This is a genomic window from Aeromonas sobria (genome assembly GCF_050266975.1).
GTDB classification, from domain to species: Bacteria; Pseudomonadota; Gammaproteobacteria; order Enterobacterales; family Aeromonadaceae; genus Aeromonas; species Aeromonas sobria_B.
Map to the genome: position 1 here is coordinate 160,513 of NZ_JBKISU010000001.1, position 14,476 is coordinate 174,988.

Genomic DNA, 14,476 nt, shown 5'->3' on the forward strand with positions numbered 1-14,476 from the left:
ATCCTTCCTATTAAAACGACTGTGGGGGAGGAGTTAAAGCCGGATTACTCCAGCTCGTCCATCAGGGCAACCAGTTTGTCAACGGCTTGCTTGGCATCCGGGCCATCGGCCTGGATGGTGACGTTGGTGCCCTTGGTCAGGCCCAGGGTCTGCAGCTTGAACAGGCTCTTGGCGCTGGCGGACTTGCCACCGGAGACCACAGTGATCTCGCTTTGGAATTCTTTGGCTTCTTTTACGAATTGCGCTGCTGGACGGGTGTGCAGGCCGTTTTCAGCAGTGATAACAACAGACTTCTCGTACATGGTTCACCCCATATTATTGATATTTTATGGTCAACAGGCCGCCTTGACGCCGCGCTATTCGACCGTTTAAGTATGCATATGTTGTAAAGTAACGAAATCAGACCCGCAAGAGCTTAATCCAGGTCAACTTTCTGTTCAGTATTTGCAGTCTCTGCCAGGTTTCCCGAAACAAAGTGTCGCAAGCCGCGCTGTATCTGGCTCTTCGTTATTTTATAACGAAAAATAACACTTTGTTACTTTGTGATACCTGACCCGCAAAAGGTGCGTTACGCCGCACAGGATATGAGATTTATCACAGAATGTCTGCTTTTTTTGTGGCAGCACTCCTTGTTATTTTACCCCAAAAAATAAGGGGGTCGACTGGCACTGTTTGGCGACAAGTTTAGCGTAAAAAAAACGGCGCCCACCCGGGGCGCCACTTTTATGGAAACCAAGATCACTTACTGTTGCAGTTCCTGCTCGCTGAATACGCCGACGAACAGGGCGCTGGAGAGGTAGCGTTCGGCGGCGCTCGGCAGCACGACGACGATGGTCTTGCCGGCGAATTCCGGCAACTCGGCCAGGCGATTGGCGGCCACCACGGCGGCGCCGGAGCTGATACCGGCCAGGATGCCTTCCTCTTCCATCAGGCGGCGAGCCATCTCGATGGCCTCATCGCTGCTCACCTGCTCGACGCGGTCCAGCAGGCTCAAATCCAGGTTGCCCGGGATGAAGCCGGCGCCTATGCCCTGGATCTTGTGGGGACCGGGCTTGATCTCTTCACCCGCCAGCTTCTGGCTGATGACGGGGGATTCGCTGGGCTCGACCGCCACCGAGACGATGGCCTTGCCTTTGGTCTGCTTGATGTAGCGGGAGACCCCGGTGATGGTGCCGCCGGTGCCGACCCCCGCTACGAACACATCCACCTCGCCGTCGGTGGCGTCCCAGATCTCGGGGCCCGTGGTCTGTTCATGGATCTCGGGGTTGGCGGGGTTTTCGAACTGTTGCAGCAGCACGTACCTGCCCGGCTCGGATTCGAGGATCTCGTTGGCCTTGGCGATGGCACCCTTCATGCCCAGCGGCCCTTCGGTCAGCACCAGGTTGGCACCCAGGGCCTTGAGCAGCTTGCGACGCTCCAGGCTCATGGTGGCCGGCATGGTCAGGGTGATGGGATAGCCACGGGCGGCCGCCACGAAGGCCAGGGCAATGCCGGTGTTACCACTGGTAGGCTCGATGATCTCCTTGCCCTGGGTCAGGACGCCGCGTTTCTCGGCATCCCAGATCAGGTTGGCGCCGATGCGGCACTTGACGCTGAAGCTGGGGTTGCGGCTCTCGATCTTGGCCAGCACGCGGCCCTTGGTAACACGGTTGAGACGAACCAGCGGGGTCTGACCTATGGTCTGGCTGTTGTCCTCAAAAATCTTGCTCATGGTGCTATCCCTGTTTGTTACGGCGATGAAACAAGATTACTCTGAGATTCCTGAATGAGAAGTGACGTTTTGTTATAACAATATGTTATTACAAGATATAGGGTTTATACCCTCTCATCTGAATTAATCGCCGACCCATGCCGGGTACCCGGTTATAACGACCCCTTGGGCCACGGCGGCGCTGGGGCGGGCCTGCGACTCGCCTGTCGCCGTCCCGTCCGCCTCGACCCCGATAAGCCGGGAACCAACCCGGCACAGGAGCAAAGATGACCCAGATAGTGATCAGCGGCAGCGGCCTCTATACCCCGCCTTTTGCCGTCAGCAACCAGGAGCTGGTCGATGCCTTCAACCAGTATGTGGATCTCTACAACGAGGAAAACGCCTCCGCCATCGATGCCGGTCAGCTCGCGGCCAGGCAGCACTCCAGCAGCGACTTCATCGAGAAGGCGTCCGGCATCAAGAGCCGCTATCTGATGAGCAAGGAGGGGGTGCTGGATCCGGACATCATGCAGCCGCTGCTGGCGGAGCGCCCCGACGATCAGCCCAGCATCATGGTGGAGATGGCGGTCGCCGCCGCCGAGCAGGCGCTGCTCGCGGCCGGGCGCAGGCCCGAGGAGATCGACCTGGTCATGGTTGCGGCCTCCAACATGCCCCGTCCCTACCCGGCGCTCGCCATCGAACTGCAGCACTATCTGGGGTCGGCCGGCATGGCGTTTGACATGAACGTGGCCTGCTCTTCGGCCACCTTCGGCATCAAGACGGCGGCGGATCTGCTGGCGGCGGGCACGGCGAAACTGGCGCTGGTGGTCAACCCCGAGATCTGCTCGGGCCACCTCAATTTTCGTGACAGGGACAGCCACTTCATCTTCGGCGATGCCTGCACCGCCGTGCTGCTGGAGCGCGCGGAGGATTGCAGGGTGGCCAAGCCCTGGCATCTGGTGGCCAGCAAGCTGACCACCCAATACTCCAACAACATCCGCAACAACTTCGGCTTCCTCAACCGGCTCAGCCCACGCACCCGCTTTGCCGATGACAAGCTGTTTCGCCAGCAGGGGCGCAAGGTGTTCAAGGAGGTGTTGCCCCTGGTGTGCGATCAGATAGCCGAGCAGCTGGCCGCCCAGGGCTGGGCAGTCGATGGCCTGAGCCGGCTCTGGCTGCATCAGGCCAACCTCACCATGAACCAGTTCATCGCCCGCAAGCTGCTGGGCCACGACGCCAGCCAGGAGGAGGCCCCGGTGATCCTGGACCGTTACGGCAACACCAGCTCGGCCGGCTCCATCATCGCCTTCCATCTGCATCAGCAGGATCTGCCGAGCGGTGCCCGCGGCGTGCTCTGCTCGTTCGGGGCCGGTTATTCCATCGGCAGCCTGCTGCTCGAGCGGGGGTGAGGGGACGTCTCGCCGTCGGGATGACGTCAAAAAAGGGCTCTTTATGAGCCCTTCTCTATGGGGTGTTGTGGGATAAGCCTGACCCGGCGCAGAGGATCAGGCGGGCTCTATGGCCAGCACCTCGCACTCGGGCTCCCGAATGCGAAAGCGCACATTGAGCTCGAACAGGCGAACCCCGTAGACCTTGTCGTCCGGCTTGCCCTGCTTGTAGGCGGGGCGAGGATCCTGGGCCAGCACCTCGCTCACCAGCTGGCGCAGCTCGGGGTGGGCCTGGCGCCAGGGTTGCAGCTGCTGCTCCGCCTCTGGGCTGAAACGCACGGTAAGCGGCGGGGTGGGGGCCTCGGGGGCGAAGCCACCCCGGGCATGGGGCAGACTGTCTGCGTAGGGGATGTAGGGTTTGATGTCGACGATGGGGGTGCCGTCCAGCAGATCAACGGCCCCCAGATCCAGCCACAACTTGCCACGCTCGCGGCCTACCCCGAGCAGCTCCACCACCGACAGCCCCAGCGGGTTGGGGCGAAAGGTGGAGCGGGTGGCGAACACGCCGACCCGCTCGTTGCCACCCAGGCGCGGCGGGCGCACCGTGGGGTGCCAGCCCTGACCCATGGTCTGGTGAAACACGAAGCTGAGCCAGAGATGGGAGAATTGCTCTATGCCCCGCAGCACGTCGGGCTGATCGTAGGGGGGCAGCAACTCGAGCCGGGCGCGGCTGGCGGTGACCAGGCCGGGCTGGCGAGGGATGGCAAACTTCTCCTTGTAGGGGGAGTGGATCACCCCCAGGGTATCGATGTCGAATTTCACGCGGCGCGGCCCAAGCAAAATAGAGAGGGTAGAAAATCGGGGGCAATCTAGCACAGTTCCCTGCAAAAGGCATGACCGGGCCGAAGCGGGCGCCATCGCCAGGGGAGAGCGGCGCGGCTTTAGTGCTGCCACTGTGCTGCCACTGATTGTCCCCGCCCATCTTGGAGGAACCCCTATGATAGTCGCCCCCTATGCCGCCCTGCTGGCCTGCCTGTTTGTCTATCTGAGCCTGAGGGTGGTGCGCTTGCGTCGCCAGCTTCAGGTGGCGGTGGGGGACCGGCAGGAGCCGCGGCTCACCCGCGCCATCCGCGCCCATGGCAACTTCGCCGAATATGTGCCCCTGTGCCTGCTGCTCATCCTCTTTCTCGACGGCCTGGGCGGCCCCGTCCTTCTGGTGCACGGGCTGTCGCTGCTTCTGCTGTGTGGCCGCAGCCTGCATGCCTATGGCATCAGTCAGCCCAAAGAGGAGTTCAGGTTCCGGATCCTGGGCATGGTGCTCACCTTCACCAGCATGCTGGGGGCGGCCCTGGGGATCTTGCTGCTGACCCTGATCGATCTCTGGTAGGCCCGGCATCAGGCCAGGCTGGCCCCCAGTGCGACGAGCAACTGGCGCAGCACGGCGCGGTGGCAGTGGGCCTCCTGCTCGCAGTAGCAGCCGATGGCGAAATCCGTATGGTGGAATGGGGCCGCAAGCAGGGCCAGGCTCTGCCTCGCCTGGGGGCGGCTTGCCTCCACCCCGCTCCCGGCCGTGGGGGTGGGTCAACCGGGGGCGACAGGGCTGATCCGGGGAGAGGAAGAAACAGAAACCCCGGCCAGGCCGGGGTCGGGACTTACTTCTGTTCGGCGACCTTGAGGGCCTGACCGTAGCAGATGACCTGCTTGAGGCAGCCAGGGACATCGCTGTACTCGGCGCACTTGTCGATGGTGATGCCGTTGCCTCCCATGTCGGCCGCCCGGCGCCGGGCCAGGGTGCGCGCCTCCCCGGCATTGGGGATCGGCTGGTTGGCATCGCTCTGGCAGGATTCCCCTTCCACTGTGCCGAGGTAGAGGTAGTTGAGCTCGGCCAGATCGGCCTGATCGTAGATGGTCACGCGGCCCGGCTTGAAGTACTCATCGAAGTTCTCCTTGTCCAGGTTGCTGTTGAAGGCGAAGTTGGCACAGCCGGAGGCGAGCAGGGGCATCATCAGGATCAGGCGTTTCATATGGGCATCTTGTTGATCAGTGAGGGCGACATTATAGGGGCCAGTCGCCACCGGCGACCAGCCCCTATTTTATCTGACGGCCCGGGGAGCCGGACCATGGTGGATGGCGATCAGGCCGGGGCCAGCCGCCGATGCAGGCTCTGGTAGTAGTCGTCCGCCAGCAGGACCTGGTGAGGGGCGCACAGCCGGATCTGGCCCTCCTCCATCAGGGCTATCCTGTCCATCTGCGCCAGACCCGTCAGGCGGTGGGAGATGAGCAATATGGTCCGATCGGCGCCCAGTTTCATCAGCAGTGCCATGATGTCGCGCTCGGTGCGGCTGTCGAGGCCTTCGGTGGGTTCGTCCAGCAGCCAGAGCGGGGCATCGTGCAGCAGGGCGCGGGCGATGCCGATCCGGCGGCGCTCCCCACCGGAGAGGGGACGACCACCATCCCCGAGCCAGGCATCCAGACCGGCCTCATCCTTGAGCAGGGTATCGAGGCCGACCTGTTGCAGCACCTCGGTCAGCCGGGCATCGCTGGCCTCGGGCGCCGCCAGGGTGAGGTTGTCTCGCAGGGTGGCGGCAAACAGATGCACCCGCTGGCTCACCACGGAGAGGGAGGCGCGCAGGGCCTCCTCGCTATAGTCGGTGAGCGGGATCCCGGCCAGCCGGATCTGGCCGGACTGGGGCGTCCACTCCCGGGTCAGCAGCCCCATCAGGGTGGATTTGCCGCAACCTGTCTGGCCCAGCAGCGCCAGCTTCTCGCCGGCCTGCAAGGTGAGAGAGCAGACTCGCAGCACGGGCTGGGAATTGCCCGGGTAGGCGAAGTGGAGTTCGCTCAGCTGCAAGGCCCCCCCTTCGGCGCGCCGGGTGTGCGGCCCCCAGACGGGGGGACGGGCATCTTGCAGTATCTCGTTGAGGCGGCGGGCCGAGGCCAGGCTGGTGGAGAGGTGCTGGAAGGCGCCGGCCAGGGGCAGCAGGGCCTCGAAGCTTGCCAGGGTCGCGAACACCATGAGGGCCGTCTTGGGATCCGGCACCGCGCCCCCCACCCCATGGCCGGCGAGCCAGAGGATCAGGGTCAGGGTCCAGCCGCTGAGCAGCTGCACGCTGGCATTGGCCAGGCCGCTCACCCGTGCCATGCGGGCCTGGGCGCGGATCAGGGCCTGCTCGGCCTCTTGCAGCTCGGCGAGGGACTGGGGGGCGGCGGCGAACATCTGCAGTTCGGCCTGACCGTCCAGGTAATCCACCAACCGGGTGCGCAGCCGCGCCTTGCCGGCGATGAGGGCCTGGCCTGGGCTGCGGCCGGCGAAGAAGAACACCAGGGGCAGGGCCAGCATGCCAAACAGCAGGATGGCGCCGAGGATCAGGGCGAGGCGGCCGTCAAAAAACGACAGGAAGAAGACCAGGCCGGCGCAGCTTAGCAGGGCCGCCCCTATGGGGGTGAGCAGGCGCAGGTAGACGTGGTCCATGGCGTCGATGTCGGCCACCAGTCGGTTGAGCAGATCCGCCTGGCGAAAACCGGCCAGGGCGCCGGTGGAGAGCGGGGAGAGCTTTTGCCAGAACCAGACCCGCAGCCGGGTCAGCACCCTGAAGGTGGCGTCATGGCTGACCACTCGTTCCCCCCAGCGACCCGCGGTACGGACGATGGAGAAAAAACGCACCCCACCGGCCGGGGTCATGTAATTGAAGGTGTCGCGGCTGGCGACCGCCATGCCGGCCACGGCGGCGGCGGAGAGGAACCAGCCGGAGAGGGAGAGCAGTCCCATGCCGGCCACCAGGGTGACCAGGGCGAGCAGCAAGCCCAGGGAGAGGCTCAGCCAGTGCTGGCGATAAAGACGCAGAAACGGCAGTAAATCAGTCATCGAGAGATCCCCCGGCGCGTTGGGACAAGAGCTGGGCGAAGGGGCCCTGCCCCTCGCTCAGGGTGCGATAGTGACCCTGTTCGACCAGGTTGCCATCGGCCAGCACCAGGATCTGATCCATGGTGCTGAGCTGATCGAGTCTGTGGGTGATCATCAACAGGGTCTGATCCGCCATCGCCTGCTCCAGGCTCGCCATGATGGCCCGCTCCGAGAGCCTGTCCAGGCTAGCTGTGGGCTCATCCAGCACCATCAGCTGGGTGGATTTGAGCAGGGTACGGGCCAGGGCCAGGCGCTGGGCCTGACCGACGGAGAGACCACCGGCCTGATCGCCGAGGGGGTAGTCGAGTCCCTTCTCCCTGGCAAACTCCCAGGCCTGGGCCCCCTTGAGGGCCTCTTCCAGCTCGCTGTCGCTGGCCGTCGGTCTGGCCAGCAACAGGTTGTCGCGCAAGGAGGCATGAAACAGCTGTGGATTCTGGGAGAGCCAGCCCAGGCTCAGACGCCATTGGCTCATGTCCAGGCTGGCCAGCTCCTGGCCATCGACCTTGAGCTCGCCGCGATAGGGGGCGAAACCGAGCAGGGCGTTGACCAGGGAGCTCTTGCCCGCCCCGCTGACCCCGACCAGGGCGGTGCGCGAGCCGGGCGCCAGGGTGAAATCGAGGGGACCGGCCAGCACCTTGCCCTCGGCACTCAGTACCTCCAGGCCCCGGGCCTCGACCCGGATCGGGCGGGTGGCCGCAAAGGGCTGGCTGCCGCTGGCGGGTTCGGCGACTTCGGCCTCCAGGAATTCGAGCAGCTGTTCGGCGGCGCCGATGGCCTGGGCCTTGGCGTGATAGTGGGCGCCCAGCTCTCGCAGCGGGGCATAGAACTCGGGGGCGAGAAACAGCACGAACAGGCCGGTAAACAGGGTGACCTTGACGCCGTAGCTGCCAAAGTTGAGGTGATCGATATAGGAGAAGCCGAAGTAGACCGCCACCAGTGCCACCGACAGGGCGGCGAAGAACTCCAGCACCGCCGTACTGAGGAAGGCCAGACGCAGTACCTCCATGGTACGCACCCGAAAATCCTCCGATGCCTCTTCAATCTCTTTGCCTTCGGCCTGGGTGCGCATGAAGAGTTGCAGGGTGCGCAGCCCCTTGAGGCGATCGAGGAAGTGGCCGGAGAGGCGGGCCAGGGCATGGAAGTTGCGCCGGTTGGCATCGGCCGCGCCCACTCCCACCAGGATCATGAACAGCGGGATCAGGGGGGCGGTACCGAGCAGTATGATGCCGGCGGCCCAGTTGACCGGGAAGACGGCCACCAGGATCAGCACGGGGATGAAGACGGCGATGGCCATCTGCGGCAGGTAGCGTGAGAAGAACTCCTGCATGTTCTCTATCTGCTCCAGCAGCAGGCTGGCCCAGCTTCCCGCCGGTCGGCGCTGGATGTAGGCGGGGCCAAGGCGGCTCAACCGGGTCAGTACCAGATCCCTGATGGTCTGGCGCACGGCGGCGCCAGCCTTGAAGCTGGTCACCTCCCGGCCATAGGCGAGCAGCGCCTTGCCCAGGGTGACCAGCAGCAAAGCGATGAACAGGGGGATCTGTTGCTCGGGTCGGGTACCCGCCATGATGAAGCCGTGCAGCAGGGTGGCCAGCAGCCAGGCCTGAGCGACCATCAGGCTCCCTTGACCCAGCCCGCACACAATGGAGAGACCGATCCAGCGGCGGCCGTGACTCGACTGCTTGCGCAACCAGCCATAAAGACGTGTTTGGGTTTTCTTATCCATTACCAGCTTCCTCGCTTCGAGTGGCGCAAGACTATCCTCGGCCCCTGGCCTTGGCAACCTTGTCGATCTCTGGAGATGACGCCAGCTGCTGGAAAAAGCAACGACCTGCTCATTCGTTGGTCGAACAGCTTGATTTACTGTAAAAAAGGGGAAATGTGCCATTGCGCTTGGCGACAAAATGCATATAGTAGAGGCCCTGACGCGGGTGTAGTTCAATGGTAGAACGGTAGCTTCCCAAGCTGCATACGTGGGTTCGATTCCCATCACCCGCTCCATATTCAAGGCATGTGGAGCCCAGAGCTTCCAAGCCGTGGTGACATCGACTGATGCACCCATCATCTCTGATGCCAGGCGGGCATCGTATAATGGCTATTACCTCAGCCTTCCAAGCTGATGATGCGGGTTCGATTCCCGCTGCCCGCTCCAGCTTTCATGCAAAAGCCCACTCCTGCGAGTGGGCTTTTTGTTACCTGGCTGCCGGGCCTGAGCCGCGACCGGTGATCCGTCTTGCCTCGCGCCTGGGCAGCAAAAAGGCGCCGGGGGGCGCCTCTTCCTTATCCGTCTGCTCGCTTATTCCTGCTCGAGCTCGCCGCAGAAGCGATAGCCTTCGCCATGGATGGTGGCGATGATCTCGGGGGTATCCCCCACGCTCTCGAAGTGCTTGCGGATGCGGCGTATGGTCACGTCCACGGTTCTGTCATGGGGCTTGAGCTCACGCCCTGTCATCTTCTTGAGCAGCTCGGCACGGGTCTGGATCTGGCCCGGGTTTTCGCAGAAGTGCAACATGGCGCGAAACTCGGAGCGGGGCAGCTTGAACATGTCGCCGGTCGGGCTGACCAGGGCCCGGCTGTTGATGTCCAGCGCCCAGCCGTTGAACAGGTAGCGTTCGACCTGCTTCTTGTCTTCGCCACCGGGCAGCACATTCATGGTGCGGCTCAGCAGATTGCGGGCCCGTATGGTCAGCTCGCGGGGGTTGAACGGCTTGGTAATATAGTCGTCAGCACCAATTTCCAGCCCCAGGATCTTGTCCACCTCATTATCCCGACCGGTCAGGAACATCAGGGCAATGTTGTCATCCTCGCGCAATTCGCGCGCCAGCAGCAGGCCATTCTTGCCCGGCAGGTTGATGTCCATGATCACCAGATTGATGGTATGGCTGGTCAGGGCCTGGTGCATCTCGTCGCCATTGTTGGCTTCCAGCACGACGTAGCCTTCGGCTTCGAAGATGCTTTTGAGGGTATTGCGGGTAACCAGCTCGTCTTCGACGATCAGAATATGTGGTGTTTGCATGAGTTTTCCCAGATTCTTATCAGTTAATTAGCTAAATTTTAACACTTTTGGCGTTACCCGAGCCGTCTAGGACGGAGCCTGAAAATTTATTACGTCATCCTGGGTATGAGCTTAGGATCGGGTAATCACGAATTTGGTATCAATGCTGGCCAACATCCCTGCGCCATCTGAAGGCTCTCAACCCTGGCGGGAGAGAGAAGCCGGAAAGGTAGTCCATTACGTAAAGTGGCCGCATTTTATCAGTTAACAGGCGCATAACAACAGTCTTTGCTGTCAGATAGCAACTTTTTAACTCTGGTTTGATATAGGTCAAACCCTGACCTGGCAGCATAATAGTGGGGCTGGACCCGCTTTTCGCCACTTATTTATGTAATGAAATGTAACATATGATTGACATGATTTTGTGGGAAAACTACAGAAATATCTGCTTTATCGCCCCGTTTCCCGCCCCGACCTGGCCCGGTTACACCATTCTGACCGCCTGCAACCCCGCCAGTCGGGCGGTGGGGGAGAGACGCAATGAGCGGCGCACCCGGGCCCTGCTGCGTGCCGTCGCCGGGTGGGAGCATCGCTTTCCGATCCTGGCCGGTGACCCCGAGATGCACTGGCAGGAGTGGTCACTGGCCCTGACATGCTCCGCCGAGGAGGGGCATGCCCTGGCGGCGCGTTTCGGCCAAAATGCCCTCTATCGGGTTGAACAGGGTCAACTCTGGTTGAAACCCGTCTTGCTGGGAGGGCCCGTCGTCTGTCTGGGGGAGATAACCTCATTCTGGCGGCAGGGGGCGTGACAGCGCCAAGGGGGATGGATGGCGGGACTCTGTGCGAGCAGGAGTTTGCTGCGAAAGAAGGACTCGTTCAAGGTTGTCCATCCCCGCGCTTGATGGAACAATGAGCAACATCATATCCAAGGAGAGGAGTGAATCATGCTGGACCTGCTGCCGGATCTTTGCGATGAGCATGGCGATGCCTTGCAAGTGGCTGATCCCCTGTTTCAACACTTTGGCGCCAACGCCATCTTCTATGGGGAGGCGGTGACCCTCTCCTGCTTCGAGGACAACAGCCTGGTGCGTGAGCTGGTGGCCAGGCCCGGCCATGGCCGCGTCATGGTCATCGATGGCGGTGGTTCGGTGCGGCGCGCCTTGCTCGGGGATCAGCTCGCCATCAAGGCGGTCGAATCCGGTTGGGCCGGGTGCATCATTCATGGCGCCGTGCGGGATGTGGGCACCCTCAACACACTGGCGCTCGGCATCAAGGCGCTGGCGGCCTGTCCGGTCAAAACCGAGAAACGCGGCATGGGAACGGAAGGGGCCGTCCTGCATTTTGCCGGGGTCACCATATCGCCTGGGGATTTCGTCTATGCCGATCTCAATGGCGTCGTGGTCAGTGCCAGCCGCCTCATCTGATAATCAGAAATGAAAACCCATGCCGATGCTCAGCGACTGCTCGGCCGTGAGGGGGCTGATGCCATAGTTGGCGGTCAGCGCCAGGTAGGGGAGCTGCAGGCGGCTGCTGAGTTCGAGCTGGGTGGTGGCGCTGCCCAGTTCGCGCTGACTGAGCTGGCTGCCGACATGGATCTGCGGATTGAGCTGGTAACGTAATCCTGAGGCCAGGTTGAAGCCGGCCTTGCGGGTATCGCCCGAGCCGGCCGGCCCCCCTTCCATGAAGAGGGTGACATCATCCATGATGTTGTACTGGTAACCCGTGTTGATAAGCCAGGTATCGAAGGGGTCTGCTCTGCCATCTCCTCTTGGGTCTTGCAGTATGCCCGAATAGCTCCTCAGATAGACTTCCCCCTCACCGGGATCCTGGTCGAACCAATCCCAGTCGGCGGCGATGCAGTTGAGGCTACAGGCAGATAACAGCAGACAGATGAGTGAGTTAGCCATTCATTCCCCCTCCATGGGTCCCGAACAGGATCACAAGCATGGCACATGCCAGCATGCTGTAAAGGGACTCATTCAAAATTGAAGGGGTTTGCTTTGCGCGTTCAGCATGGTAAACAGAGCCGTCCATCTTATTGCACACAACCGAGAGGGGATCCCATGAACAAGAATCTGATGCTGCTGGCCGCCCTGGCCCTGGGAGGCTGCGCCATGACATCCGGCTCCAACACGGCACAACTGCAGGCACACCCTTGGCAGCTGCAAGGGGCCGATGGCGATGGCTTTACCCTGCAGGTAGCCGAGGGCAAGGTCGCCGGCAAGGGCGGGTGCAACCGCTACTTTGGCGGGATCACCCAGCTCGACGAGCAGACCCTGACTCTGACGGGCATGGGGGCAACCCGCATGATGTGCCCGGGGGATCTGATGGTCAAGGAGGGGGATTATTTTCAGAAGCTGAGTCAGGTTGCCAGCTATCAGGTCAGCGCCAATCAGCTGGTGCTCAAGGATGCGAACCAGGCGACCCTGCTCACCTTCGAGGCCAAACCGGCCCAGTGACACGCCATGGCGGGTCAGAGTCTGTCGCGTCCGCCACCCGACCTGACGCCTTCATGACTCTGGGCTGACAGGGCTGGCTTTGGTCAGAGCAAAAGAGAGGGGCGCCGCGGCGCCCCTCTGCAGTTTCGGGCTCAGGGCTTGGCCGCCTGCGCCCTGAATGGATCTTCCGTTGGCTCTGCCTCTCCTTGCTGGTAGCGAAAGCGCTTCTTGCGCCGATAGGGGTAGACATCCTCGAACATCCCCTCCTTGATATTGCTCTGCAGCATCTTCCAGTAGTTGGCATCGAACAGCTCCTTGTGCAGCGCCATCATGATGCTTCTCACCTGGGGCTTTTGCAGCAGGAAGGTAGCGAACTCTTCGGGGAAGATGTCGTTGGGGGCCACCGAGTACCAGGGCTCGGCGCTGAGTTCATCTTCCGGGTAGCGTGGCGGCGGGATCTGGCGAAAGTTGCACTCCGTCATGTAGCAGATCTCGTCATAGTCGTAGAAGACCACCCGGCCGTGACGGGTCACCCCGAAATTTTTGAACAGCATGTCGCCGGGGAAGATGTTGGCCGCCGCCAGCTGGCGGATGGCGTTGCCGTACTCCTCAAGTGCCAGCCGGGTTTGCTGCTCGTCCGCCTGATCCAGATAGAGGTTGAGCGGGATCATCTTGCGCTCAGTGTAGAGGTGCTTGATCACCAGCTTGTCGGCGGTGAGGGTCAGCGCCGAGGGGGCAACCCGTTGCAGCTCGTCCAGCAGCTCGGGGGAGATCCTCTCCAGGGGAAACTCGAAGTTGGTGAACTCCTGGGTGTCGGCCATGCGGCCGACCCTGTCGTGCTGTTTGACCAGGCGGTACTTCGCCTTGACCTGCTCGTGACTCACATCCTTGGGCGGGGTGAACTCGTCCTTGATCACCTTGAATACCACGTCGTAGGAGGGGAGGGTGAACACGCTCATCACCATCCCCTTGATACCGGGGGCGATGACGAAGCTATCCCGGCTCATGGCCAGATGCTGGCGGTAATGGCGATAGAACTCCGTCTTGCCGTGCTTCTGGCAGCCGATGGCGTTGTAGAGTTCATAGTCCGGCTTGTGGGGCAGGATCTGGCGCAAAAAGGCGACGACAAGCGCAGGCTCCGGGGCATAGACCATGAAGTAGGCGCGGGCGAAGCCGAATACGATGGAGGCGAGCTCGGGCTCGAAGATGACGGTATCCACATAGATGCTCTGCCCCGTGCTCAGCAGCGGCAGAATGAAGGGAAACACCCGATCCCCGGCCCTGACGAGCCCCACCAGATAGGCCCCCTTGTTGCGATAGAACACCTCGCGCAGCAGCTCCAGGGTGAAGGGGCCCTCACGCATCTGTGCCGGGCCATGGTCGTGGAGATGGCGGCAGATGTAACCCAGGTCGCGCTCCTTGTCCTCAAAGGGCAGGGTGAAGGGGTAATCGGCAAATAGCTGACGCAGGGTCTGGGGCACGTCTGCCTGGCTGCTGGGATAAATGCGCAGATGGGCCGACAGGTCAGGGTGTTCGCCGCGGCTGTGAAACGGGTGTATGTAGAGATTCTCGTCGCGGATGTTGCGATGGCGGAAAATGCGCCGGTAGACGGAGTTGAAGAAGGACTCCGCCACCTCGAAATTGGCGCAGCCCGGCAGCAGATCGCTGAAGGCGTTCTTGACCTGCTTGAGCAGTGCCTGGGTGGCGAGCTGCTCTCCCATCATGGTGCGGATCAGCGCCGTGGTGGCCCCCACATGATGGTCATACAGCCTGATCCGCTCGCGCCCCGCGAGCTGGACGCCGAGCCAGTCACCGTTCTCGAAGCGGCTCTTGCTGCCCTGGGTTATCTCGAGAAACCGGCTGTAAAATGACTCGAACCGCTGCAGTATGGTCTCCGCCACCGCCTGTTCCAATGTTGTTTCCATTGCCACCTTCCTTGTGGTTGTTCGGCCCCATCTGCCCCTGATTTCACCGACGTTCACGGCCACTATGGCAACATTAAAACGTCTGTTCAAGTGGCATTTTTCGGGGATAAGCGGTAGATTTCGCCCCTTTGCAGCCCTG

General features: G+C 62.0%; 15 protein-coding genes and 2 tRNA genes. 7 read left to right on the top strand and 10 right to left on the bottom strand.

The window, feature by feature from the left end; translation table 11 throughout:
- Positions 1-44: 44 nt before the first annotated feature.
- A complete protein-coding gene (locus ACLHZ1_RS00750; RefSeq protein WP_041999934.1) occupies positions 45-302 on the bottom strand; it encodes an HPr family phosphocarrier protein in 258 nt (85 codons plus the stop codon).
- 440 nt (positions 303-742) lie between these two features.
- Entirely contained in the window at positions 743-1,711 is a 969-nt protein-coding gene (cysK, locus tag ACLHZ1_RS00755; protein ID WP_427260544.1) for a cysteine synthase A, read from the bottom strand.
- Positions 1,712-1,977: 266 nt separating this feature from the next.
- Between cysK and ACLHZ1_RS00760 the strand changes: the two genes are divergently transcribed.
- Complete coding sequence (locus tag ACLHZ1_RS00760; protein ID WP_427260545.1) at positions 1,978-3,099, top strand: beta-ketoacyl-ACP synthase III; 1,122 nt, start codon at positions 1,978-1,980, stop codon at positions 3,097-3,099.
- A gap of 96 nt (positions 3,100-3,195) precedes the next feature.
- Here the strand turns inward: ACLHZ1_RS00760 and tsaA are convergent, their stop codons facing one another.
- Positions 3,196-3,900: a tRNA (N6-threonylcarbamoyladenosine(37)-N6)-methyltransferase TrmO gene (gene tsaA, locus ACLHZ1_RS00765; RefSeq protein ID WP_427260546.1), complete on the bottom strand. Its 705-nt coding sequence runs from the start codon at positions 3,898-3,900 to the stop codon at positions 3,196-3,198.
- Positions 3,901-4,075: 175 nt separating this feature from the next.
- On the opposite strand from tsaA, the gene ACLHZ1_RS00770 reads away from it, so the two are divergent.
- A complete protein-coding gene (locus ACLHZ1_RS00770) occupies positions 4,076-4,465 on the top strand; it encodes an MAPEG family protein (RefSeq protein ID WP_427260547.1) in 390 nt (129 codons plus the stop codon).
- 8 nt (positions 4,466-4,473) lie between these two features.
- Here the strand turns inward: ACLHZ1_RS00770 and ACLHZ1_RS00775 are convergent, their stop codons facing one another.
- The 4 genes from ACLHZ1_RS00775 to cydD all read right to left on the bottom strand — a co-directional run bounded on the left by ACLHZ1_RS00775 (position 4,474) and on the right by cydD (position 8,705).
- Positions 4,474-4,635: a DUF488 family protein gene (locus tag ACLHZ1_RS00775; RefSeq protein WP_427260548.1), complete on the bottom strand. Its 162-nt coding sequence runs from the start codon at positions 4,633-4,635 to the stop codon at positions 4,474-4,476.
- Between the two features lie 95 nt (positions 4,636-4,730).
- Positions 4,731-5,102, bottom strand: a complete 372-nt coding sequence (gene rcsF, locus ACLHZ1_RS00780; protein ID WP_427260549.1) for an Rcs stress response system protein RcsF — start codon at positions 5,100-5,102, stop codon at positions 4,731-4,733.
- Between the two features lie 110 nt (positions 5,103-5,212).
- A complete protein-coding gene (gene cydC / locus ACLHZ1_RS00785) occupies positions 5,213-6,943 on the bottom strand; it encodes a heme ABC transporter ATP-binding protein/permease CydC (protein ID WP_427260550.1) in 1,731 nt (576 codons plus the stop codon).
- Positions 6,936-8,705, bottom strand: coding sequence for a heme ABC transporter permease/ATP-binding protein CydD (gene cydD / locus ACLHZ1_RS00790; protein ID WP_427260551.1), 1,770 nt, complete (start codon positions 8,703-8,705; stop codon positions 6,936-6,938). Before cydD ends, cydC begins: the two co-directional genes overlap by 8 nt.
- 201 nt (positions 8,706-8,906) lie before the next feature.
- Between cydD and ACLHZ1_RS00795 the strand changes: the two genes are divergently transcribed.
- A tRNA-Gly gene (locus ACLHZ1_RS00795) sits at positions 8,907-8,980 on the top strand.
- A gap of 76 nt (positions 8,981-9,056) precedes the next feature.
- Positions 9,057-9,131 (top strand) — tRNA-Gly (locus ACLHZ1_RS00800).
- 144 nt (positions 9,132-9,275) lie between these two features.
- Here the strand turns inward: ACLHZ1_RS00800 and arcA are convergent.
- Positions 9,276-9,995, bottom strand: a complete 720-nt coding sequence (gene arcA, locus ACLHZ1_RS00805; RefSeq protein WP_041999962.1) for a two-component system response regulator ArcA — start codon at positions 9,993-9,995, stop codon at positions 9,276-9,278.
- A 386-nt stretch (positions 9,996-10,381) separates the two neighbouring features.
- On the opposite strand from arcA, the gene ACLHZ1_RS00810 reads away from it, so the two are divergent.
- Both ACLHZ1_RS00810 and ACLHZ1_RS00815 read left to right on the top strand, forming a co-directional pair.
- Complete coding sequence (locus ACLHZ1_RS00810) at positions 10,382-10,783, top strand: DUF3293 domain-containing protein (protein WP_427260552.1); 402 nt, start codon at positions 10,382-10,384, stop codon at positions 10,781-10,783.
- 135 nt (positions 10,784-10,918) lie between these two features.
- The gene (locus ACLHZ1_RS00815; RefSeq protein WP_427260553.1) at positions 10,919-11,398 is read left to right on the top strand and encodes a putative 4-hydroxy-4-methyl-2-oxoglutarate aldolase; all 480 of its coding nucleotides are present in this window, start codon (positions 10,919-10,921) and stop codon (positions 11,396-11,398) included.
- A 3-nt stretch (positions 11,399-11,401) separates the two neighbouring features.
- Here ACLHZ1_RS00815 and ACLHZ1_RS00820 read toward each other — a convergent pair whose 3' ends face one another.
- Positions 11,402-11,881: a hypothetical protein gene (locus ACLHZ1_RS00820; protein ID WP_427260554.1), complete on the bottom strand. Its 480-nt coding sequence runs from the start codon at positions 11,879-11,881 to the stop codon at positions 11,402-11,404.
- 156 nt (positions 11,882-12,037) lie between these two features.
- On the opposite strand from ACLHZ1_RS00820, the gene ACLHZ1_RS00825 reads away from it, so the two are divergent.
- Positions 12,038-12,433, top strand: coding sequence for an META domain-containing protein (locus tag ACLHZ1_RS00825; protein WP_427260555.1), 396 nt, complete (start codon positions 12,038-12,040; stop codon positions 12,431-12,433).
- 131 nt (positions 12,434-12,564) lie between these two features.
- Here ACLHZ1_RS00825 and aceK read toward each other — a convergent pair whose 3' ends face one another.
- Positions 12,565-14,337, bottom strand: a complete 1,773-nt coding sequence (gene aceK, locus ACLHZ1_RS00830; RefSeq protein WP_427260556.1) for a bifunctional isocitrate dehydrogenase kinase/phosphatase — start codon at positions 14,335-14,337, stop codon at positions 12,565-12,567.
- Positions 14,338-14,476: the final 139 nt, after the last annotated feature.